17 protein-coding genes are annotated in these 23,200 nt (G+C 45.7%); 12 read left to right on the forward strand and 5 right to left on the reverse strand.

All coding sequences use genetic code 11. The features are described from left to right. From IGI69_RS05010 to IGI69_RS05020, 3 genes are all read right to left on the reverse strand, one after another. Positions 1 to 939, reverse strand: a complete 939-nt coding sequence (locus tag IGI69_RS05010) for an AAA family ATPase (RefSeq protein WP_005225502.1) — start codon at positions 937 to 939, stop codon at positions 1 to 3. 192 nt (positions 940 to 1,131) lie between these two features. Continuing rightward, positions 1,132 to 2,973: an FAD/NAD(P)-binding protein gene (locus tag IGI69_RS05015; protein ID WP_438739918.1), complete on the reverse strand. Its 1,842-nt coding sequence runs from the start codon at positions 2,971 to 2,973 to the stop codon at positions 1,132 to 1,134. Positions 2,974 to 3,010: 37 nt separating this feature from the next. Beyond that, a complete protein-coding gene (locus tag IGI69_RS05020; protein WP_438739920.1) occupies positions 3,011 to 4,006 on the reverse strand; it encodes an ROK family protein in 996 nt (331 codons plus the stop codon). Between the two features lie 172 nt (positions 4,007 to 4,178). Here IGI69_RS05020 and IGI69_RS05025 point away from each other — a divergent pair, with 172 nt between their 5' ends. Continuing rightward, complete coding sequence (locus tag IGI69_RS05025; protein WP_042890481.1) at positions 4,179 to 4,985, forward strand: Cof-type HAD-IIB family hydrolase; 807 nt, start codon at positions 4,179 to 4,181, stop codon at positions 4,983 to 4,985. Positions 4,986 to 5,070: 85 nt separating this feature from the next. Here the strand turns inward: IGI69_RS05025 and IGI69_RS05030 are convergent, their stop codons facing one another. Beyond that, entirely contained in the window at positions 5,071 to 7,221 is a 2,151-nt protein-coding gene (locus IGI69_RS05030) for a GH92 family glycosyl hydrolase (protein ID WP_438739923.1), read from the reverse strand. Positions 7,222 to 7,226: 5 nt separating this feature from the next. Next, positions 7,227 to 8,279, reverse strand: coding sequence for a GntR family transcriptional regulator (locus tag IGI69_RS05035; RefSeq protein ID WP_086294868.1), 1,053 nt, complete (start codon positions 8,277 to 8,279; stop codon positions 7,227 to 7,229). A gap of 155 nt (positions 8,280 to 8,434) precedes the next feature. On the opposite strand from IGI69_RS05035, the gene IGI69_RS05040 reads away from it, so the two are divergent. The 11 genes from IGI69_RS05040 (at position 8,435) to IGI69_RS05090 (ending at position 23,117) form a co-directional block, all read left to right on the forward strand. Beyond that, entirely contained in the window at positions 8,435 to 9,724 is a 1,290-nt protein-coding gene (locus tag IGI69_RS05040; RefSeq protein WP_086294869.1) for a glycoside hydrolase family 125 protein, read from the forward strand. Positions 9,725 to 9,797: 73 nt separating this feature from the next. After that, positions 9,798 to 12,476, forward strand: coding sequence for an alpha-mannosidase (locus IGI69_RS05045; protein ID WP_086294870.1), 2,679 nt, complete (start codon positions 9,798 to 9,800; stop codon positions 12,474 to 12,476). 3 nt (positions 12,477 to 12,479) lie between these two features. Beyond that, complete coding sequence (locus IGI69_RS05050) at positions 12,480 to 13,355, forward strand: ROK family protein (protein ID WP_081091708.1); 876 nt, start codon at positions 12,480 to 12,482, stop codon at positions 13,353 to 13,355. Further along, positions 13,348 to 14,739, forward strand: coding sequence for a glycoside hydrolase family 1 protein (locus IGI69_RS05055; protein WP_438739927.1), 1,392 nt, complete (start codon positions 13,348 to 13,350; stop codon positions 14,737 to 14,739). The genes IGI69_RS05050 and IGI69_RS05055 overlap by 8 nt, the downstream gene beginning before the upstream one ends. Positions 14,740 to 14,979: 240 nt before the next feature. Next, positions 14,980 to 15,861, forward strand: a complete 882-nt coding sequence (locus IGI69_RS05060) for an ABC transporter permease (protein WP_086294872.1) — start codon at positions 14,980 to 14,982, stop codon at positions 15,859 to 15,861. 13 nt (positions 15,862 to 15,874) lie between these two features. Further along, entirely contained in the window at positions 15,875 to 16,795 is a 921-nt protein-coding gene (locus tag IGI69_RS05065) for a carbohydrate ABC transporter permease (RefSeq protein WP_438739929.1), read from the forward strand. Between the two features lie 27 nt (positions 16,796 to 16,822). Further along, entirely contained in the window at positions 16,823 to 18,292 is a 1,470-nt protein-coding gene (locus IGI69_RS05070) for an ABC transporter substrate-binding protein (RefSeq protein ID WP_005225517.1), read from the forward strand. Between the two features lie 279 nt (positions 18,293 to 18,571). Continuing rightward, positions 18,572 to 19,192, forward strand: a complete 621-nt coding sequence (locus IGI69_RS05075; RefSeq protein WP_438739932.1) for a DUF624 domain-containing protein — start codon at positions 18,572 to 18,574, stop codon at positions 19,190 to 19,192. Beyond that, a complete protein-coding gene (locus tag IGI69_RS05080; protein WP_438741499.1) occupies positions 19,185 to 20,933 on the forward strand; it encodes a sensor histidine kinase in 1,749 nt (582 codons plus the stop codon). Before IGI69_RS05075 ends, IGI69_RS05080 begins: the two co-directional genes overlap by 8 nt. After that, a complete protein-coding gene (locus IGI69_RS05085) occupies positions 20,926 to 22,410 on the forward strand; it encodes a response regulator transcription factor (RefSeq protein ID WP_005225520.1) in 1,485 nt (494 codons plus the stop codon). Before IGI69_RS05080 ends, IGI69_RS05085 begins: the two co-directional genes overlap by 8 nt. A gap of 107 nt (positions 22,411 to 22,517) precedes the next feature. Next, complete coding sequence (locus IGI69_RS05090) at positions 22,518 to 23,117, forward strand: YczE/YyaS/YitT family protein (protein WP_005225521.1); 600 nt, start codon at positions 22,518 to 22,520, stop codon at positions 23,115 to 23,117. Positions 23,118 to 23,200: the final 83 nt, after the last annotated feature.

Consider the following 23,200-nt stretch of genomic DNA (forward strand, 5'->3'; position numbering starts at 1 on the left):
CTATCTCCTCGTTGGGACAGGCACTCGTTGGATCATCTGTTTCATCAAGTCTGAAAGGGTCTCCGTGCTGGCATGAACGCCACCTTTCAGTAATAAACGATGACCGAAGACTGCTGGTAAAATTCGCTGCAAGTCTTGCGGCGTGACAAAGGTCCGACCTTCCGTCAATGCTAACGCTTTGGCCCCTTTTAAGAAGGCGATCCCACCACGAGGGCTGATACCAAGGTCAATGGCATTATGCTGACGGCTCGCTTGAACCAGCTGCAATGCGTAACGGGCGACCCGCTCATCGACATACACGTCATCGACCATCGCTTTTAAAGCGGTCACTTCATCAGCATGTAAAATGGTTTGGATCTGATCCAAGCTTTGCTGTCGTTTTCCAGTCAAGAGGGCGAGCTCATCTTGAAAATCTGGGTAACCGATATGCAGGCGGAACAAAAAACGATCCAATTGGGCTTCAGGCAAAGGATACGTTCCTTCATACTCGATTGGATTTTGCGTGGCTAAAACAAAAAAGTGGGGACTCAATGGGTACGTTTGATTGTCGATGGTGACATGATTTTCTGACATAGCTTCTAAGAGTGAGGCTTGCGTCCTTGGTGTGGTTCGGTTGATCTCATCTGCCAAGAGGACGGAGGTGAAGATCGGGCCAGGACGAAACTCGAACTGGTGGCTTTGGGAATTAAAAATCGACACACCTAACACATCGTTAGGTAAAAGGTCTGGGGTAAACTGTACCCGTTTGTAGTCACTTTGAATGGCTTTGGCTAACGATTTGACCAACATCGTTTTCCCGACACCGGGGATATCTTCGAATAAAACGTGTCCGCCAGCAAGCAGCGCAGCCACGGTAAATTGGATCACATCTCGTTTGCCTAAAATCACTTTTTCCACTTCTGCGATCAAGGCATCTATTTTTTGTAATTCAGCGGTCATCTGATAACCTCCCTACGTTCGTTTCTTCCATTGTAACGGTTTTCTAGGACTGTCGCAATTTTCGTGTAACAATTAAAGGAAATTTCAAGAATATTCAAAAAAAGAAAAATCCTTTCAGCGGATTTGCGAAAGAAAAACAAAAAACTTCCGAAGCGTTTCCTCGGAAGTTTGCGTTTGATAGAACAGAAGCGACTAGAAGGTGTGGTGCAAGAGGTCAGCGGCGATCTGGTCCGCCTGCCGTAAATTCCAAGCATCGGTTCCTGGCTGAGCAGTGGCAGCCGTCAGCCAGTGGATGCCTTCTGTGGGAATCCCAAAACAATAGAGGGTAGGGTAAGGGCGGTCATCTGGTCCAAGGATCTGATTGGTCTCAGGATCGATGGCGATCGCACCCGTCTCAAAAGGCACCTCATTGGGGATCGCCAAGTGGTGTGGATGAATGATCCGATCGTTTAGCAGTTGCCGCAACAAGGAATTATTGGTTCGACGAATCGCTGTCGATGGAATGCGAGCCTCAATTAGTTGCGTCGCGTGATAGCGTGTGTCGTCAAATCGCTTTGAATACGTACAGTAAGCCTCCTCGATCTCAACAGTCATGTCAGAACCTAGTAAGGTTACCACTCCCGCTTCCATCAATGCCACCAGTTCCTGCAGTCGCTGAACTGGCGGTCCGATCGATAAAAAGCTGTTCAAGGGAACGAAAGACTGCCAAAAGAGTGTTTTCAGGTCTTGTGCTGGCATTAGCTGATGATCGAGAACAAACCGAATCGGGTCCCGCAGATCTTTGAAGACTTCCAAGGCACTGCTGATAGGTCCTGTTAGATTGCCTTTTTCGGCATCTTGGATTTGGGTACGTAATAGTGCAATGAAAAAGTCTTGCAACGACTGTTGCTTTTTCTGAGCAAAGGGGTCGGCTAGTTGTTGCCATGACCACCACTCCGTCGTAGGAAGCTGCCATTTTTTCAGCAAGTCTTCAGATCCTTCAGAGGCAACAAAGGCGGCGGTAAAAGCGGCAAGCTGATCTTTGTCCAGCAGCTGTTTTTCTAAAAGCAGCGTCTGATAATAGACGAGTTCTGCCTCTTTTTTTAAATAGAAGAGTAGGGTCTTGCCAGCAACCGTTTTGGCTGCTTGCCAAGTAGCTAGGCGTTCAGGGGTCAAAAAAACGGGCTTTCGCTGCTGCGTCGGTGTTTTTTGATTGCGGCCACGAGGATGATACGGGACACCCCGACGAGAACCTGCGATGATTTGCGGTTCTTCACCAGAAGGTTGATAGACGAGGGATCCATTGACTTTGACGAAGGTTCCGCCCCGACCGCTGGTCAAGCGGGTGACGTAATCGTAAAAAGCAAGTCCTAGTCCCCGTAAAATCATAGGTTCTCCAGCTTTCACCGCCCTTAGATCCGTATCTGCCGCATTGGCTGGCGGTGCATAAAACCAGCCATTATTTTCTGCGGCAGCCGCCAATCGTTGTTCTGCTGCTGACAGTTGGGCTTGTGAATGGCCTGTAGCTAAGACGACGGCATCAACAAGAAATGTGTGGTGAGCCGTCGTCAACTGGTAGCGATTTTTGGAAAGAGGGGTCAAGGAGCTGACACTGTCTGATAGATGGTTGACGGTAATGGATTCAGGCAGCTCTTTTAATAGCTGCTGATAAAACCACTGCTGATAGAGGCCATATAACGCCCGCGAGCAATGCCCGTTAGGATCAAGTGAATCAAGTGCTGTGCATTCCGTAACGAGCTCAGGGGCATGCGTGGCTGCGAAATGTTTCCCTTCTGTCACTGCCCATTCGTATAAGGTAGGTCCTTTGACCACGGGACCGCCGGTGCTTAATGTGTCATCCGTGAAAAGGGTGACTTGACTGGTTACAGAATTCAATAGCAGATCCGCCGATTGGTCCGTGCGCCAAACTGCCCCAGGAAGAAAGGGATCAAACAGCAGCAAGTTGATGGCTTGTTTGTTTTGTTTGCTATGAGCGATCAGTCGTTCTGAAAGTGAAAGTCCACGAGGACCAGCACCAATGATAGCTATTTTCATATCACACCGCCTCTATTATTCTATGGTCATTGTGTCATCAACGGGCTAAGTCAAAAGGTGTCTTGCGGAAAATCAGCCAGTGCATGCCTAGCACCATGGCTTCCTCGATGGCATCGATATAATGAAAAGCAGGCTGATTGGGTTGTTGCTGCAGCAATGGATTTTTTTGGATCGCGTCTAAGAGATCGGTTTTTACTGCATCACTGCTGGCTAAAATAATACAGTGGGGGGCAAAAGCTGCATTGTAAAATGGCAGTAAGCTTGTCAGGCGCTGAACCAAAGCCGTGCGGTCTTGCGGTGCCCCTTGATCCAAGTAGCCGGGCAAAAATTTTGCCTCTCCCGCTAGGGCATCTTTTCCTTCTAAAAGTGCACCATTGACCAGGAGCGTGATACCAGGCATGCTTTTTTCGGGATTGTACATGCCGACGATGGTTTGCTGCAAAGAGATCTGTTGGGCGATGCAATAGCCGATCGTTATAATATGGGCATCGTTTTGACAGTAGAAGGGCAGTGCAGTGATCTCTGCCACGAGGGCTGCCAGGTGCCAGCCATTGAATTTTTCATACCAGCTGGAAGTCACGGTTCCTCCACTGATTTTTCCTGGTAAAAAGAGGGCGATCTGTTCCACAGAGGGAAATAATGCTAGCTCGTTCGTTACACATTCTTGAAAGCGATGGGGGGCAACATCAGGAAAGGGCTGGTCGTGTTTTGCCAAAACCTTTCCCTTGCGGTCGATTAGCATGGACCAAAGAGCCAAGGAACCATCGTGATCAATAAAGCTAAGCAAAAGAGAATGACCTCGGTCTTGGTTGAGCTGATAGGTCACAGCAGGCCGCCCTAGCTCTTTTTGCTCCAGCGGACCTTTAGTGATTTCCCCCTCTGCCAACAATTCTTTTAATAATGAGTTAGTGGTGACCATGCTGATGCCGGTTTTCTTTACTAAATCGGAGGCGAATAATGCCCCGTTTTGAAATAAGGTTTTTAAAACCAGCTGTTTGTTTTGCTGGCGAATGGAATGGGTGGTAGAAGCCATAGGTGTTCTCCTTAATGAAGTGATTTAATTAAGTATACCGACGGGATGGAACGATGTAAAGTTTTTAAAAGACTGACTTGACGGAAAACTTGAAAATAAGTATACTTAATTAACAATGTTAATTAAGTGATTCGCCATGAAGAGGACACGAGGTAGAGGGGAAGAGAAACGTATGATCAAATTAGTCATCACAGATTTAGACGGCACATTTTTGAACAGCCAAGGCAGTTTTGATCGGCCTTATTATGAACAAGTCAGCCAACAAATGAAAGAAGCGGGTGTTGCTTTTGCTGCGTGTACCGGCAAACAGTGTGAACGAGTGGAAGAACTGTTTGGTGAAGCAGCAGCGGATGTTTGGATTCTTGGGGATAGCGCGACCCGCATCAAACATCAAGGAGAGTACATCTTTGAATCGCTGCTGCCAAACGAATTAGGGCGGCGGATCATTGCGAAGCTCGCTGCGATTGCGCAAGATCATGTGATCATCGCTTGTACACCGACTGCGGCGTACATTGCTGACACAACCAATGAAGCGGATGCGCAGAAAGTGCGTGGCTCTTATCGGGTGGTCAAAACGGTGGCGGATTATCAAACTATCACAGAAGATTTTGTGAAGCTCACTATTTTTGATCCCAAACTACGTTGTTTTGAGCATGTCCAACAGTTAAGCGAATTTACTAATGAAGCGTACATCGTGGCTTCGGAAGCCGCTTGGATCGATATCACCAATCAAGGCGTCCACAAAGGAACGACTGTGGCACACTTGCAAGAATTGCTGCACGTCACACCCGAGGAGACAATGGTTTTCGGCGATGGCTTGAACGATTTGGAGTTGATGGCAGCTGGCACGTTTAGTTTCGCCATGAGCAATGCCTTTGAGGAAGTCAAGGCAGCGGCAGCGTTTGTGACCAAATCAAACGATGAAAATGGCGTGCTGAAAACTATCGAACGTCTGTTACCGCTACAAATGAAACAATAAAAAAATCGCTCCCTGGCAGGGACAGCGTGCACTTTCAATTGACTGAAAGTAGACTGCTGCCTGTTGCTAAGGAGCGGTTTTTTCGTTATGCATGTGGTTGACTGACGCTATAAGGATAGGCATCGGCTGACCACTCTTTGCTGCGAGGGACGATACCTAGCTGGAAGTTCAATGTACCACCGGCAGTCAATTCTTGGTGGGTGAAAAATAATCGCTCGAAGGGTTCTTCGTTCAATGTAATTTTATCCACGAAGAGCTGTTGCGGCGCATTGGGCGTGCTCTTGATCACTAAGTCTTTGCCTGAAGCAAGATGCAGTGTTGCTTGATCAAATAAGGGCATGCCAATGACATATTCGCCTGTCCCCGGTGTGACTGGATAAAAGCCCAAGGCATTGAAGATGTACCAACCAGCCATGCTGCCGTTGTCTTCATCGCCAGGAAAGCCTTTTGGTGAGTCATTGAAGCACTGTGTCAGTAACTGCTTGATCAAGGGCTGTGCCATTTCTGGTTTGCCCAAATAGCTGAATAGATACGGATAGTGGAAGCTTGGCTGATTGGAGATCGCCAGCTGACCAAAATCGAGTGCGGCCATCTCACTCATTTCATGGATCTCGAACCCGTAGCCTTCTGTCGTATAGCGAGGTTCTTGATTGCACAAGTCGATCAGTTTTGCTTCAAAGGCCGCTTTGCCGCCGTGTGCAGTGATCAAGCCAGCGAAATCATGGTAAACAGCAAAACTACTTTGCCACGCACTGCCTTCTGCATAATCCAAGCCCCAGCGTGTGTCACTAAACTCTGGACGAAAAGCGCCATCTGGGTCTTTTGCCCGCATAAAGCCGGTCTCCTGATCGAAAATGTTGCGGTAATTTTGCGATTGCTGCTGATAATAGTCTGCTTGCTCGTCACCCAGCTGTTGCGCGACTTGTGAGATACAAAAATCACTGTAACAATAATCAAGGGTGTGATTGACCGATTCATGATGCGTCAATGGCACATACCCGTAAGTCAAATAGTCCGTCGTGCCGCGCCGACCATAATTGGGATTTTCACTTTGGACGGTGGCACCTTTTTTCATCGCTGCTAAAAATTCGGGCATCAAATCGGGACGAATGTCTTTTACTGCGGCATCAGCGATCACGGCATCGATCAGCGTCCCGGGCATCAATCCACGCTCATCAGGTGATAGCCATTTTGGTAAAAAGCCGCTTTCGCGATAACTGTTCAAAAAGCCTTCCAGCATGTCTTCCAATTGTTCGACAGCCAAGAGTGAAAAGAGCGGGTAGACAGTTTTATACGTATCCCAAAAGCCGTTGTTTGTGTACAGTGGTCCTGGTTTGATCGCTTTTGCCAAGGTATCCCAGTGCACTTTGCGACCCTCTTGATCGATTTCGAAGAAGGTTTGAGGAAACAAGAATAAGCGATAAAAATTATGATAAAAAGTAGAAACTTGTGCTTGATCGTGATGCTCGATCTCGATTTTTTGCAAAAAATGATTCCATTGCTGTTGGACAGAAGCCAGATAATCGGCAGGAGCCCATTGCTGTTCCCGCTGCAAGTTCAAACAAGCTTGTTCGCGACTGAGAAACGAGGTTGCAAAACGGATCGTCTGTGTTTGGCAATCATCAAAGCGGAGAACGACGAAGGCTTCTTTGCCTGTCAAGGCACCTTCGATCGCCGTGATGGGTGTTTCAAAACGATAGACGAAATGGAAGGTGAAGCTTTCGTCTTCGCATCCTGAAAATACGATCAGTTGACCAGCCACTGTCTGTTCATCCAACTGTTCTAAGACATAGTCACCCGGCAGTGACAAGCCAAGACCCGGCTGATCCCCGCAGTTTTCAATAGTCAGCACACCGCCATACATACTGGGAATCAAAGTCGTTGTTGTTAAATACCGCTGCGTCTTGATTTTAAGAAAGGCTGGATTAAAGGTGCTTTCTTCCGGACGATACGAGCTTTGCGCATGGAAAAGGGTATTTTCAGAAAGCGTGCCGTTTAGCGGCAGCATCGTCAGATGGCTGAAATCACCCATCCAAGGGCTAGGCTGATGGGTGATGCGAAAGCCCTGAAAGGTTCGATCTTCTGGATGAAACCACCAACTGCCTCGTTGATCGCTGGTTTGCGGGGCAAAGTAGTTCATGCCAAAAGGAACCCCTGTATAAGGCAGGCAGTTGCCATGGGAAAAACTATATTGGTTGTCTGTTCCGTGTCGTGTGTCGATCATTGATACGTTCACTTGGTTCACTCCTTTAATTGGGTTGATTCTCTTTTGATCAAAGAAACAGCCACTAAATGGGTGGTCGTCTCCGTTGGTACTGGGGGTGCTGCCTTCGCAGCGTTGATTTTCTCAATCACTTGGTTTCCTGCCAAGCGCCCCATCTCCGCAAAATTCTGCCCGATGGTCGTTAGTGCTGGATCAACGAGGGCAGCGGCTTGGATATTATCGAAACCAACCAGGGAAATGTTGGCAGGGACGTGCAAATCTGCTTGGCGCAATGCCCGCATCAATTCGATGGCGATCAAGTCATTTTCACAGACGGCTGCCGTGACCTGATGTTCTTCCAGGTAGGCAAGCGCATTTGCGATACTGGCAGCTGTGTCGTCGAGCTTGGTGCGAAAGGTTCTTTGGGCTTTTTTCAGCGCATCGATGTAACCTAGATAACGCTGACGGACGGATTGTGGATGATGGGTATCACCAAAAATATAAGCGATCCGTTGATGCCCCAACGCAAGTAAATGCTCCGTAGCTAGCTGTCCACCTTGAAAGTTATCTGGCATGACCGCTGGAAAATCAAACTCATGCAGCTTTTTATCTAAGGTCACGATAGGAAAGTGTTTTTCAGCACATTCGAACAGCAAGTCATAGTAAGAAAACGTATTGCTGGCGTAATAGATCAGGCCGTCGAATTCTTGCATCAGCTCAGCTGCCGTCGTTTTTTCCAAATAATCCACTGGTGTCATCAAAAGTTCAAAGCCGTGTTCTTGCATCACGGGGTAAATGCCTTCGGTAAAGTTTCCTAAAGAGAGATCATTGGCAAAGGGCAAGACAAACAAAATTCGTCCAGTCGCTTTTTTTTCCTTCAATTCTCGGACAAAGCTGCCGCTGCCTTGCACGCGATAGATCAGCTGATTTTGTTCCAGTTCCGTCAAGGCTCTTTTAGAGGTGATCCGACTGACTTGGTATTGTTCAGATAGTTCTTTTTCAGTAGGGACACGACTGCCAGGCGCTAATCGCCCTTCAACGATGGCTTCGTGAAGCTCCGCGTAAATTTTTTTATATAATGGTTGTTTCATAAGAAAACCCCTTTTGATATATCATATTTGTTAGCATACCATAAACTAATAAAAATGAAAACCCTTTAATTATTTTGGAAAAGCGCTAGACATTCAGATAATTCATGATATACTAGGTTCGTAAATTGATATATCAAATCAGGGAAGGTGATGGAATGGTTTATAAAGAAATACCAACTTCAGTAGCAACATTTATGGAAACGATTACGGATCTATGCGGAGAAACGCATGCCGATTGGGCGAAAAATTTTAACGCAGCTTTCGCCAATACACTATTAACGACGGTCAAGCGTCATGAGGATGGCACGACCTTTTTACTGACGGGGGATATTCCAGCGATGTGGCTGCGAGATTCCACTGCACAAGTTCGTCCGTATTTGGTGATCGCCAAAGAAGATGAAGACTTAGCAAGCATGATCAGCGGGTTAGTTAAAAAGCAATTCTACTATATTACGATCGATCCTTACGCAAATGCCTTTAACGAATCAGCCAATGGCGCTGGCCACCAAACAGACGATACTGAAATGAACGATTGGATCTGGGAACGCAAATATGAGATCGACTCTCTATGCTATCCGATCCAACTGGCCTATCTGCTATATAAAAACACAGGTAGAACCGATCAGTTCAATGATGATTTTGTAACAGGCATCAAAAAAGCCTTGGAGGTGTTTGTGACAGAACAAAATCATGAGGAATCTCCATATCGCTTTGAACGGGATACCTGGCGAAAAGAAGATACCTTGACTCATGGCGGCAAAGGCGCACCAGTGAAACCTGTCGGCTTGACTTGGTCAGGCTTTCGACCAAGTGATGATGCCTGCAAATACGGCTATTTGATTCCCTCCAATATGTTTGCGGTGGTGGTCTTAGGCTATATCCAAGAAATCTTTACGACGGTTTTAGAAGACGCAGCGATCGTGGCACAAGCGAAAAAATTGCAAGCAGATATCGAAGCAGGGATTAAAGCATACGGGTTGACCACGAACCAAGCTGGCGAAGAAGTCTACGCCTATGAAGTGGATGGATTCGGCAATGGCACCCTGATGGATGACAGCAATGTGCCGAATTTGATCGCCGCCCCTTACTTGGGGTATGGCAGCATGGAAGATCCCCTTTATCTTCAAACCCGTAAAACGTTGTTGAGCAGTGAAAATCCGTATTTCTATGAAGGGAAATACGCCAAAGGCATTGGTAGCTCTCATACACCAGAAAATTATGTTTGGCCGATCGCCATGGCAATGGAAGGGATGACCACCACTGACAAAGAAGAAAAGAAACGAATTTTGGATCAGTTAGTGGCGACAGATGCGGGTACAAATTTGATGCATGAAGGGTTCGATGTCGATGATCCTTCGCAATACACGAGAGAATGGTTCTCGTGGGCGAACATGATGTTTTGTGAATTGGTCATGGATTATTTCGATATCCGAGTGGAAAAATAAGCAGCACGACCCACCACCATTCGAGTGACACAAAAAGCAGTCCAACGACGCAAACAGCGAGGAGTAAAAATCAATGAAGAAACAAGTTTATATCATCTCACACAGCCACTGGGATCGGGAATGGTACATGCCTTACGAACAGCATCACATGCGGCTAGTTGAATTGATGGATGATCTTTTAGAGTTAATTGAAAATGACCCTGAGTTCCACAGCTTCCATCTAGATGGGCAGACGATCATCTTGGATGACTATTTAGAAGTGCGACCTGAAAAACGCGAAGCGGTCAAAGCGGCCATCAAACAAGGAAAATTACAGATCGGTCCGTTTTATATTTTGCAAGATGACTTTTTGATCAGTGCTGAATCAAACACCCGTAATATGCTGATTGGAAAGGCAGAAAGCAAAAAGTGGGGCACCCCTGTTATGTTGGGGTATTTCCCAGATACTTTCGGCAATATGGGGCAAACCCCGCAAATGATGCTGCAAGCCAATCTTGAAAGTGCTGCATTTGGACGTGGCGTCAAACCGATCGGCTTTGACAACGAAGTTTTACCCGATGATCAATTTACTTCCCAATATTCTGAAATGCATTGGGAAGGTCCAGATGGCAGTCAAATCTTTGGTCTACTTTTTGCCAACTGGTACTCCAATGGCAATGAGATTCCAGTGGATAAAGCAGAAGCCAAAGCTTTTTGGACACAAAAACTGCAAGATGTAGAAAAATTTGGAGCCACCAATCATTACTTAATGATGAATGGGGTCGATCATCAACCCGTCCAAAAAGACATTTCGGCAGCGATTCGTACAGCCAACGAGCTATTCCCAGAGTATGAATTCAAACACGCCAGCTTTACCGAATACCTTGAAGCGGTGCAAGCAGATCTGCCAGATGACCTAGGAACTGTCACAGGTGAATTGACCAGTCAAGAAACCGATGGTTGGTATACTCTAGCCAATACCGCCTCTTCCCGAGTTTATCTAAAACAATGGAATACAAAGGTTTCCCGCCAATTAGAAAATGTTGCGGAGCCATTAGCAACTATGGCTTATGAAGCAAGCGGCAGCTATCCTCACGATATGTTGGATCATGCGTGGAAAACCCTGATGCAAAATCATCCTCACGACAGCATCTGCGGCTGTTCAGTGGACGAAGTACACCGAGAAATGATGCCGCGGTTTGAAAAAGCCAATGAAATCGGCAAGTTCGTGGCAGATGAAGCGTTACGCAATTTAGTAGCCGCCATCGACACGAGCCAGTTTCCTGAGGAGAGTCGCCCCTTCGTGGTCTTCAACACCACTGGCAGCACCCGTTCTGGTTTAGTGGAAGTCGTGATCGAACTTGAGCGTAAAACATTCCGTGAAGGATTGCCAAGCAAGCTTTACCACGAATTGTTGGCGAAGCCAAAAGGTTCTTATTCGGTGATCGATGAACAGGGGAACCCTGTTGCTGCGATCATCAGTGAAGAAGAGGTCCTTTTTGACTATGAATTGCCTAAAGATGCTTTTCGGATTCCTTTCATGAAACGCTTTGTCAAGGTCCAAGTTGAAGCAAACCAGTTGCCAGAATTTTCATGGCAGACCTTTGCCCTAGTAGAAAAAGCCGCTACGCCAGTAGAGAGCGCCCCGATCGTTTCAGAAGGAGGGCGCAAACTTGCCAACGCACATTTGGAAGCCGTCATTACTGAAAACGGCAGCTTGGCGATTACAGACAAAGCAACCCAAAAAACGTATCGCAATTTACTGGTTTTCGAGGATGTGGGGGATATCGCCAATGAGTACATCTTCAAACAACCAGAAGGGGATCAAGCAATCTTATCGACACAATTTCCGCATCACGTGACGATCGAACAAAACGATCCACTGGTGGGGATCGTGCGACTGACGCAAGAATTGCAGATTCCCGTTTCAGCAGATGACCGTTTGTTAGAAGAACAAAAAGCTGTCGTCGATTTCCGTTTCCGTAAGGCACAGCGGAGTCAAGAATTGGTTGCTTTCAAGATCGAGACGGAGATCCGTTTAGAACGAACCAGCAACCGCCTGGCATTTAAAACCACCGTCAACAACCAAAGCAAAGATCACCGACTGCGAGTGTTATTCCCAACAGGGATCATCACGGATTTCCATGAAGCTGACAGCATTTATGAAGTCGTAAAACGGCCGAATCAGGTTTCCAGTCATTGGGAAAACCCAACAAATCCGCAGCATCAGCACGCCTTTGTCAACTTGCATGATGAAACTAGCGGCATGACGGTTTCTAATTTTGGTTTGAACGAATATGAAATCGTGAAGGATCAGATCTGCTTGACCTTGTTGCGCTGTACGGGAGAGCTAGGCGATTGGGGCTACTTCCCAACACCAGAAGCGCAATGCTTAGGCAGCCACACCTTTGAATACGGCGTAGCCTGTCATGGGGCTCCTAAAGAACGTTATGAAACGTATCGCCAAGCACAAGCTGCCCAAGTTCCTTGGACGGCAAGTCAGACCGACAAACATCAAGGCAAGATAGCCAGCAGCAACCAATACATGGAAGCTCATGGATCGACAGTAGCTATCACCGCCTTAAAACGCAATCGCCAAGACCAGCAGATCGTTTTGCGAGGCTATAATTTAGCGGATCAAGCCACTGCCTTTCACGTGCAAAAAGAGCAGGCGACGCTCTGTCTGTTGAACCTTTTAGAGGAAGAACAAGCATTGACCGTCAATCAGCAATTACACCCATATGAAATTCGTACCATTGGAGTAAAGGAGTGAGTAATGATGGTTTATGGAGGAATTGAAGCCGGCGGCACAAAAATGATCTGTGCCGTTGCCGATGACCAGTTGACGATCATCGCCCAAGAGTCGATCCCAACGACAACACCAGAGGAAACGTTAGCGGCGATCTTTGCCTTTTTCGATCCCTACGATCTCGTGTCATTAGGGGTCGGTTCCTTTGGTCCGATCGGGATCGATCCAACCCAAGCGACCTATGGCCACATACTAGCGACGCCGAAACAGGGCTGGCAGCAGTTCGATTTTCTCGGTGCATTGAAGAAGCGCTACCCAGAGACAGCATTTGCTTGGACAACAGATGTCAATGCTGCCGCTTATGGGGAATTACGCCAAGGAGCGGCGCAAGGCAAAGACAGCTGTGTCTATTTGACAGTAGGAACCGGCATTGGCGCAGGAGTCGTTCGTGAAGGAAAGATTTTCGAGGGGATCGGTCATCCAGAAATCGGTCATACCTATGTCAAACGCCACAGTGAAGATACGTATGCTGGCACCTGCCCGTATCACGGCGACTGTCTGGAAGGATTAGCCGCAGGGCCTTCTTTAGAAGGACGTACGGGGATCAAAGGACAAGACTTGCCGCAAGCGCACGAGATTTGGGGGTTGCAGGCCTTTTATCTAGGGCAAGCGCTGGTCAATATCACGTTGACCTTAGCACCTGAGAAAATCATTTTAGGCGGCGGGGTCATGAATCAGCCGCATCTACTCGCTCAAATCCAACAAGCCTTCCAAAAACAAATGGCAGGCTATATGGAGACACCACCAGTGGAAGACTACATCGTCACTTGGGGCTTGCCGAACAAAAGCGGGATTATCGGCTGTCTCTTGTTAGGCAAAGAGCAGGTGACTGCCCATGACTAACTTGCATTTTCCTAAAGATTTTTGGTGGGGAGCCGCCGCCAGCGGTCCGCAAACTGAAGGACGAACGGCCGATGATGGTAAAGGCGATTCGATTTGGGACTATTGGTACGCAACGGAGCCAGAACGTTTTTATCAAAAACGGGGACCAAAAGATACCGTCCAGCTGCTGCAGCGTTACCCAGAAGATGTGGCGTTGATGAAAGAGATCGGCTTTAATTCTTTTCGAACCTCGATTCAGTGGAGTCGCTTGCTGCCAGAAGGAAGAGGAGCGGTCAATCAACAAGCGGTGGCGTTTTATCGCGAGTACTTCGCCACTTTGATCGAAAATGGTATCGAACCCTTCATCAATTTGTATCATTTTGATATGCCGATGGCACTGCAAAAAGAAGGCGGCTGGCTCAATCGCGAGGCTGTCACAGCATTTGCAGATTATGCTGCTTTGTGTTTTGAGTTGTTCGGTGATCAAGTCCGTCATTGGTTCACGCAAAATGAACCGATCGTGCCAGTGGAGATGGGGTATTTGTATCAACAGCATTACCCAGCAGAAATCAACTTGGCACATGCGGTGCAAGTCGGCTACCATGAAGCACTCGCCAGCTCCTTAGCGATCCAACGCTTCCGTCAATCTCAGCAATCAGGCGAAATCGGCATCATCTTGAATTTGACACCGACTTATCCGAAAGATCCGAACGATGAAAAAGATGTCCAAGCGGCGCAACTGGCAGATGCCTTTTTTAACCGATCCTTCTTAGATCCAGCGGTCAAAGGCACCTTTCCTGTAGAATTGATCGCTGTCTTAAACGAGTTGGCGATCATGCCAGAAACCAGGGCAGAAGATTTGCAGATCATTAAAGAAAACACGGTCGATCTCTTGGGGGTCAACTATTATCAGCCACGGCGGGTGCAGCAAAAGCGTTCTGCCAAAACAGCGGACACACCAATGCCAGAAGATTACTTCGATGTGTATGATTGGCCAGAAAAGAAAATCAATCCCCATCGAGGCTGGGAGATCTATGAACGAGGCATCTATGATACCTTGATCAACCTACGAGACAACTACGGCAATATCCCCTGTTATATTTCAGAAAACGGCATGGGGGTCGAAGATGAAACACGCTTTATCGATGCCAGCGGTCAGATCCAAGATGAGTACCGCATCACCTTTATCAAAGATCATTTGCGGTATGTTCACCAAGCGATCCAAGAAGGCAGCCAGTGCCGCGGGTATCACATGTGGACCTGCATGGACAATTGGTCTTGGCTGAATGAATTCAAAAATCGTTACGGGTTTATTGCTGTCGATTTGGCTACCCAAAAACGGACCATCAAAAAGTCTGGTGAGTGGTTCCACGAAGTGATTCTACAAAACGGCTTTGTCGACTGATCATTCATAAAAAACAAATCAATGAAGCGTCCTATCTTGCAAAAGGTAGGACGTTTTTCAGTTTTTTAGAGAATAAAAACAAAATATAAACAAAGACCTTTAATTTGTTTCATTTTATCTTTAGTTTGTTCCTTATTTTTTAGGGATGAAAGCGTTATTCTAGTAGCATGAAGGAGATGATGAGATGTGAAGAAAAAGGGGTTTTGGAGGAATGTCTGGCAATACAAAGCATTGATATTGATGGCTTTGCCAGGTGTTGTCTGGTTTATCTTTTTTTTCTATATACCTGTATTCGCAAATGTGGTGGCGTTCAAAGATTTCCACATTTCACCAGACGGCTTTTTTGCCAGTTTGAAACAAAGCCCATGGGTCGGCTTTGATAACTTTAAATTTTTATTTGCATCTAATGATGCTTGGCTGATCACTAGAAATACCCTACTCTACAATATCGTATTTTTAGCATTCAACCTATTCTTTGCGATTGCCTTTGCCATTATTATGAGTGAGCTGCGCAATAAGCGCTTGGTAAAAGTGTATCACACGATGTCCCTGTTGCCGTACTTCCTTTCTTGGGTGGTTATTTCGTACTTTGTCTATGCCTTTTTGAGTCCAGACAAAGGGATCATTAACCAATGGATCACGGGTATGGGCGGTGAAGGAATCAACTGGTATGCTGATCCGAAATGGTGGCCGTTTATTTTCGTCTTTATGAATGTCTGGAAGAGCTTAGGCTACAACAGCATCATCTATTATGCGTCAGTGGTCGGGATCGATCAGACGTATTACGAAGCCGCGATGGTCGATGGCGCCAGCAAATGGCAGCAGATCAAAAATGTGACGTTGCCACAGCTGATTCCAATGATTTCTGTTTTGTTGATTTTGAACATCGGTGGGATCTTCCGTGCCGACTTCGGACTTTTCTATCAAGTCCCACGAAACTCTGGGGCGTTGTACCAAGTCACCTCCGTTTTAGATACGTACATTTATAATGGACTGACTGCCACAGGCGACTTCGGGATGACCGCAGCTGCCGGCCTTTATCAATCAGTGGTTGGGGCATTACTATTACTAACAGCGAATTTGGTTGTTCGTAAACTAGAACCAGATTCAGCATTATTCTAAGGAGGATGGATAAATGAAGAAAAAAGTAACGAAAGTCGAGATCCGCTCCTTTAACCCAACGGTCAACCTGATTTTTAATATGGTGATCGGTCTGTTCGCGATTTCCTGTGTCTTGCCGTTTCTCTTTGTGATCGCGATCTCATTGACCAGTGAAACCTCTTTGGCAGAAAACGGCTATCGCTTTTGGCCACAAGAATTTTCGTTCGCAGCGTATACCTACCTGTTTAGCGGACAAATGAGCAGCAAAATTTTCCAAGCATTTGGCGTATCTATTTTTATCACTGTTTTTGGTACCTTCGTCAATGCAACGATGACTTCGCTATATGCCTATGTCATCTCTCGCTCAAATTTTCCATTCCGTCGTTTCTTTACGATCTTCGCTTTGATCACCATGTTGTTTGCGCCAGGGATGGTTGCCAATTACTTAGTGATGGTCAACTTGATCCAATTGAAAGACACGATTTGGGCGTTGATTTTACCCCTTGCCTTAGGGCCTTTTAATATCCTTGTTATGCGGACCTTCTTTAAAAAGACGGTACCAGATAGTATTATAGAATCTGCGCGCATCGACGGTGCCAGCGAAATGAAGATTTTTCTGTCCATCGTGTTGCCGTTAGCCGTTCCAGGGATCGCAACGATCAGTCTATTTGCCGCTCTTGGCTATTGGAATGACTGGTTCAATGCATTGTTGTATATTCAAAAAGACTCTTTAGTGCCCTTACAAGCACTTTTGATGCGGATTCAAAGCAACTTGGACTATCTAGCCAAAAGCTCTGGTATGGCTGCCCAGATCCAAGGTGGTTTGGCCGCTTTGCCAAGCGAAACTGCTCGCATGGCAATCGTTGTTGTTGCAACCTTACCGATTGCGATCACCTATCCATTCTTCCAACGGTATTTTGTCGGTGGTCTGACAATTGGTGGCGTCAAAGAATAATCAAATAAGTATAGGGAGGAAACAAAAATGAATTTGTGGAAAAAAACAGCTTTTGCTGGGATGGCCGCAGCGGCAACTTTGGGAATGGCTGCCTGTGGGTCGAACGGCGCAACATCCGATTCAGAAAACAATGCAGACGGCGTAACGACTTTATTGATGTATCAAGTCGGGGACAAGCCAGAAAACTTTGATCAATTAATGGAGATCGCCAATAAACGCATTGAAGAAAAAACCAACGCTCGCATCGATCTGCAGTATATCGGCTGGGGTGATTGGGATCAAAAAATGAGTACCATCATTTCATCGGGTGAAAACTACGATATTTCCTTTGCCTCAAACTATGTTGCGAATGCGCAAAAAGGCGCGTATGCAGATTTGACGGAGTTAGCACCAAAATATGCCAAAGAAGCGTATGATCAATTAGACGAATCTTATATCAAAGGCAATACGATCGACGGAAAATTATATGCCTTTCCAGTCAATGGCAATATTTATGCCCAACAAGTCTTGACCTTCAATAAAGAGTATTTAGATAAATATGATTTGGATATTAGCGGGATCGAATCTTATGCAGATGCCGAAGACGTGTTGAAGAAGTTTAAAGAAGAAGAACCAAACATCGCACCGTTTGCGATCGGACAAACCTTTAATGTTTCTGGAAACTATGATTATGTGATCGGGAAAGATTACCCATTTGCTGTTAAATTGGACGGCGATACAACGAAGATCATCAATCAATACGAAGATGATGAACAAATGGAAAACTTGAAATTGATGCACAAATGGTACAACGAAGGCTTGATCCCAACTGATGCAGCCACTAATACGACTGGTTACCCATTAGAAGGCAACACATGGTTCATGCGTGAAGAAACCCAAGGACCAATGGATTACGGCGATACGATCTTAAGCAATGCCGCAGGTCATGAATTGGTTTCACGTCCAATCACGAAACAATTAAAATCAACAGGCCAAGCGCAAATGGCAAACTTTGTCGTAGCGAATGTTTCGAAAAACAAAGAAAAAGCAGTGGAAGTGTTGGGCTTGTTGAACAGCGACCCTGAATTGTTGAATGGATTGGTTTGGGGTGTCGAAGGCGAAGCATGGGAAAAAATCGAGGGCGAAGACAACAAAATCCGTCTCCTTGATGGCTACTTGCCAAATACCCGGATGGCTGCTTGGAACACTGGGAACAACATGATCCTTTATACACAAGAATCCATCACAGACGATATGATCAAAGAGCGTGATGAAAATATTGCTAACGCTGAAGCATCACCAATCTTAGGGTTCAACTTCAAGACTGATAATGTGAAAACAGAAATCACGAATATCGCCAATGTCATGAACCGTTACAAAGCAAGTTTAGCAACGGGAACGATCGATCCAGAAGAAAATGTTCCGAAACTAAACGAAGAATTAAAAACCGCTGGCTGGGAGAAGGTCCGCGATGAAATGCAAAAACAATTTGATGAGTATCGTGCAAGCCAAGAATAAGCAACAGGCGCCGCTCACCAATCAATAGATCAAGTAAGCCGGAGGCTAAACGCATCAGGACCAATGGTTCCCACGTCTAGCTTCTGGCTGCTTTTTCTTTAAAGTAAATAGCGAAATTTTTTGATGGAAAAATAACGTTACTTTTGTTTTTTAACCTTCAAGCAGCAAGCATAGTGCCTCTAAAACGTACATAGCATTAAAAGATTCTCAGGTAGCTTGAGTAGGAAGCTAAAATCATGCTACATTTTCGATAGGGAACAAATAAGGGAGGAATTTTAAATGGAAGAAACAGCAAATAGTGGGTTGGTCAAGGGCTTTCGCTTGATTTGGGCGATCGTGAAGTTGAATTTGTTTTTCGTCGTATTGACATTGGCAGGTGGCGGAATCTTAGGGATCGGTCCAGCGTTTCATACCATTAGTACCTTGATCCATGAAGACGGACTAAATTATGAGCATCAAAGTTTTCGCAGCGCATGGCGCATTTGGCGAAGCGTCTTTGTCAAAGCCAATAAACAATTTTATCTTTTCTTCCTACTGACAGGTTTCTTAGTGTATAACTTGTATTTAGCTACCCAGATCCAAGGCTTGATTTGGCTGATGATCTCTTTTGTTTTAGTTGTCGTCAGCGGATTGAGTATCTTACTGTACTTACTAAGTGTGGTTTTTGACACATCCTATGAGATTTCCCTGTGGAATAACCTGAAATTGTCCTTCGTGTGTCTGTTTCTTCATATGGCGACCTTTCTAAAATTGTTCGTGGGGATTGCCAGTATTTTCGCTTTTACTTGGATGATGAAAGGGCTCTTGCTCTTTGGAACCTTCAGTCTATTGATTTTGTGGTGCCACGTGGCGATCAGTCAGGAAAAAAACGTCATTGATCGGGACTTGGCACATGACTAAGCAGCGCTTTCGTTTATTTAAACATGACTTTTTGATCAATCAGTTGATGCAGTTGTATAGCGTCCTTTTGGTGATCATCTCGATTATTATCATGCTGGTTCTGACGGCATATACTGGGGCAGACCGCTTCAATAGCAGCGAACGCCTCGTGGAAGCTACCAGTATGCAGCTGGATGCATACGTGCAGGATCAAAACGCGGTCGTCTCAACGGTATTAGGCGAATTTACCAGTTCGGATACTGCTTTTGAATCGCTGCGCAATTATTTACAGCTTTCATTGCCAGACTATTTTTCCTATAGTAATGATATTTTTCGCCAGACGGGTCAAAGTGTGTATTTGCCAAACATCCTCTATCGCTTGATCCGTAATCATCCTAGTATCGAAGAGATCATTATTCAACTAGATGAAAGCAATGAGACACTAGTGGCAACCCCAGATACCCCTTATGGAGAAAAACGCAGCGGCAAGCAGATCGATTTGAAAAATCGTCTGTTTTTTGTTCGTTCGATCGCCCAACCAAGTAATTATGCGCAACCGTTAGGGCAAGTCTACGTGATTTTTCACTCAGACGATGTCTTAGCCAATCGACAAGAAGACAACCAAGCGCATGGTATTAACAGTTTTTTGTATACCTCCAATGGTCAGCGACTATACAAGGATGCCGCGAACCTTAGCAAGCAGACCTTAGCGAAAATTGATCAGGCGGTGGCTCATGGAACTATTCACGACACTCTGTCGAAAGACTTTTATATCAAAAAACAAACGACCGTTAGCGGAGAGTTGTCACTGATCTTGTTGTCAAAAGGTGTGATCTGGCGGGATATTTTTTCTAGCGCCATTTGGATCTTTAGCTTTGGGATTGGGATTCTCTTATTGGTCCTATGGGTGCTCCATCGGACCTTCAAGCGCTATACATCGCAAGTACAGCAGATCGTCTATGCGACGAAAGAAGTCAGTCAAGGAAATTTTGATAAGCGGATCGATACCGCCAATGTCCAACAAGAGCTGAAAGAAATCGCAGAAGCCATCAATCAAATGACTTACAGTATCAACGAGTATATCAAAGACATTTACACGTTAGAGATCAAGCAGCGAGACGCCGATATGCGGGCGCTGCAAGCACAGATCAATCCGCATTTTCTGTATAACACGTTAGAATACATTCGAATGTATGCCTTGAGTCGCAACCAAGAAGAGCTGGCGGATGTCGTCTATGCCTTTTCGGCACTGCTACGGAACAATACGACGCAAGAAAAGACGAAGACCTTAAAAGAAGAAATCGATTTTTGTGAAAAATATGTCTACTTGTTTCAGATGCGCTACCCAGATAAGATCGCCTATCATGTAACCATCGATCCAGCATTAGAACAGTTGAAATTGCCGAAGTTCACGCTGCAGCCGCTTGTCGAAAACTATTTTGTTCACGGCATCGATTATCAGCGCAATGATAATGCCATCAGTATCAAGGCTTATAAAGAAGTCGATCAGATCGTGATTGAGGTCAAAGACAACGGCAAAGGCGCAGATGCACAGCAGTTGGCGATGATCCAAGAAGAACTGCAAAATCAGGAGATCGGAGCCCAAACCTCGATCGGGATCAAAAATGTTCACGAACGGTTGCGGGGCATGTTCAACAGCGCCTATCAAATGGACGTTACGTCTCAGGCAGGTGCTGGGTTTACGGTCAAGATCCGCTTAGATGAGAAACGTTTGCAAAGGGGGCATGAGACAGATGTATAAAGCAATGTTCGTTGATGATGAATACATGATCTTGCAGGGGCTGCAAATGATCTTGCCTTGGCAAGAACTGGGCTTTGAAGTGGTGCATACAGCGAAAAGTGCTAGTGAAGCCCTCGAGTACTTGCAAGAGCATTCCGTTGATTTGCTGATCACGGATATTCGGATGCCAGAAATGAATGGCATCGATATGATCCGCCAAGCACAAGCGTTTGGGAATCGATTTTTCTCGATCATTCTATCAGGCTATCAGGAGTTTGCCTTTGTCAAACAAGGCATGGCGTTAGGTGTGCGTAATTATCTCGTCAAACCTGTTAACAAAGAAGAACTACGCAGCAGTGTACAAGCAATTGCAGCTGAGTTAGAGGAGCAGCAAAAACTGTTGGCAGAAAAAGAACTGTATCAAGAGTCAAGCCTGCTGCTTTGGTTGAATGATGAATTGAACGAAAGCGAGTACCTCCATTTGCTGGCGCAACAGCGGGTGCCACTAGCAGCACCCTTTACCGTTTTGCAGTTCAATGGGACTGCTGAGATCTTACAAAAAATCACGACGTTTTTTCAGCAACACGATCAGCCATTGATCTTACCAGGGCGATTAGATGAAAACCAAGTGATCATTACTGCTGCTGGACCAAGGCAGCAAATCAACGCTGATCTAAAAGCACTGGCACAGCAGCTCAATAGTACTGACTGGCAGTTGATTATGAGCGAGACCATCAACGAGTGGGAGAATTTGTATAAAGCCTATGAAAAAATCAAGCAGGTTCAGTCACTGCAAGCCTTCTACCCAGATCTGTTCTTACAAGAACAGACGATCCACGTGGATATTTTAGAGCGAAACGAAGAACTCCCGTTTCTGTCTTTTAACAAAGCACTGACCATTGGGGATGTCAAAACGATCCAACATGAGCTGGATAAAATGTTCGCTATTTTGGAACAAACCCAAGCAGACCCTGAGCATGTTCGCTATGTTTCGTTCTTGTTGTTCAATGATATTTATCGGCAGCTACCAGTACTTTCCCATGAAAACCATGAACAGATTTTGGCACGGATTCGTGAGTCTAATACACTGGCAGATTTGCGGCAGCTCTTTGATGATGTGCTGGAGCTGGCGAAATCGCAGCCACCGCAAAAACGCTATTCGGAGATCGTTCAAAAGACGATCCAACTGATCGAAGAAGGCTATACCCATGATTTGACGGTCAAATCAGCGGCAGAAGAACTGCATGTCAGCGTCGTTTATTTGGGCCAGCTCTTTAAGAAAGAAACGGAAATGAGTTTTAATCAGTACGTCAATCTGGTGCGGATCAAGCAAGCCCAGCAGCTGCTGCTTCATTCGAAAGCCACGATCAGTGAGATCGGCGATCGTATTGGTTACAACAATACCAACTATTTTTCCAAAATGTTTAAGAAATTGAATGGTCTGACCCCCAAAGAGTTTCGCGATACCTATGAACAGCATTATGAATCCCTTGATTGAATTTAGATTTCTTCAAAAAAAATCTGGTTTTTGTGATTAAATGATAGTAATTGTGACGCTTTCACGGTAAACTAAGAGAGGAAAAATAAAGAAGAGAGCGTGATGTTGTGAAAGAAACCAAAAAATTTGCACAAGTTTTGATAGGTACCGGGCTGATTGCGTTGGCCATTTCCTTATTGATCACCGCCCATCAAGGTTATGATACGATCAGTACGTTTTTACTAGGAATTTTGAATTTCGTCGATGTCCCTTTTTGGATTGCCAGTTTGTGTTTTAATATTATTGTTTTGTTGATCGTTGCAGTCTTTGATCGTGCTGAATTAGGCATTGGCAGTTTTATCAATGGGATCGGATTAGGCCTGTTGATTGGGATCTTTGAACCAGTGATGGACAAAGTATCGATTCATTTGCCTTTTTATCCTTGGATCGCTATTTTCGCTGCACCGATCTTATTTGGGATCGGCGCTGGTATCTACGTTTCTTCCAACAAAGGATCAGCGGCGTTAGAAGCCTTGACTGCCTTAATCTACAAACGAAGCAAATTGACGCAAAAAACGATCCGTATCGGCTTGGATGCAGCCATGGTCTTGATCGGTTTTGCGCTAGGCGCCAGTGTTGGGTTAGGTACTCTCTTGTGTATCGTCTTTATTGGCCCAATCTTTGAAGCCACCATGAAAACCATCGCTGCTCGGAAGAAAAACGCCTAGCCTTGAGAATAAGTCGGAAAAAGCTGTCTGTGAGGATAGCTTTTTTGCTGCTTCCATTTAAGGGAATTATCTGAAGGAAGAAA

This window comes from Enterococcus sp. DIV1083b (assembly GCF_051713705.1).
In the GTDB taxonomy this organism is placed as follows: domain Bacteria; phylum Bacillota; class Bacilli; order Lactobacillales; family Enterococcaceae; genus Enterococcus_D; species Enterococcus_D casseliflavus.

Excerpts from the sequence above, each read along its gene's own strand:
- IGI69_RS05080 (WP_438741499.1), top strand. The coding sequence starts at position 19,185 with ATGACTAAGCAGCGCTTTCGTTTATTTAAACATGACTTTTTGATCAAT.
- IGI69_RS05020 (WP_438739920.1), bottom strand. The coding sequence starts at position 4,006 with ATGGCTTCTACCACCCATTCCATTCGCCAGCAAAACAAACAGCTGGTT.
- IGI69_RS05075 (WP_438739932.1), top strand. The coding sequence starts at position 18,572 with ATGGAAGAAACAGCAAATAGTGGGTTGGTCAAGGGCTTTCGCTTGATT.
- IGI69_RS05065 (WP_438739929.1), top strand. The coding sequence starts at position 15,875 with ATGAAGAAAAAAGTAACGAAAGTCGAGATCCGCTCCTTTAACCCAACG.
- IGI69_RS05035 (WP_086294868.1), bottom strand. The coding sequence starts at position 8,279 with ATGAAACAACCATTATATAAAAAAATTTACGCGGAGCTTCACGAAGCC.
- IGI69_RS05050 (WP_081091708.1), top strand. The coding sequence starts at position 12,480 with ATGATGGTTTATGGAGGAATTGAAGCCGGCGGCACAAAAATGATCTGT.
- IGI69_RS05015 (WP_438739918.1), bottom strand. The coding sequence starts at position 2,973 with ATGAAAATAGCTATCATTGGTGCTGGTCCTCGTGGACTTTCACTTTCA.
- IGI69_RS05025 (WP_042890481.1), top strand. The coding sequence starts at position 4,179 with ATGATCAAATTAGTCATCACAGATTTAGACGGCACATTTTTGAACAGC.
- IGI69_RS05055 (WP_438739927.1), top strand. The coding sequence starts at position 13,348 with ATGACTAACTTGCATTTTCCTAAAGATTTTTGGTGGGGAGCCGCCGCC.
- IGI69_RS05010 (WP_005225502.1), bottom strand. The coding sequence starts at position 939 with ATGACCGCTGAATTACAAAAAATAGATGCCTTGATCGCAGAAGTGGAA.
- IGI69_RS05040 (WP_086294869.1), top strand. The coding sequence starts at position 8,435 with ATGGTTTATAAAGAAATACCAACTTCAGTAGCAACATTTATGGAAACG.
- IGI69_RS05085 (WP_005225520.1), top strand. The coding sequence starts at position 20,926 with ATGTATAAAGCAATGTTCGTTGATGATGAATACATGATCTTGCAGGGG.
- IGI69_RS05045 (WP_086294870.1), top strand. The coding sequence starts at position 9,798 with ATGAAGAAACAAGTTTATATCATCTCACACAGCCACTGGGATCGGGAA.
- IGI69_RS05070 (WP_005225517.1), top strand. The coding sequence starts at position 16,823 with ATGAATTTGTGGAAAAAAACAGCTTTTGCTGGGATGGCCGCAGCGGCA.
- IGI69_RS05060 (WP_086294872.1), top strand. The coding sequence starts at position 14,980 with ATGGCTTTGCCAGGTGTTGTCTGGTTTATCTTTTTTTTCTATATACCT.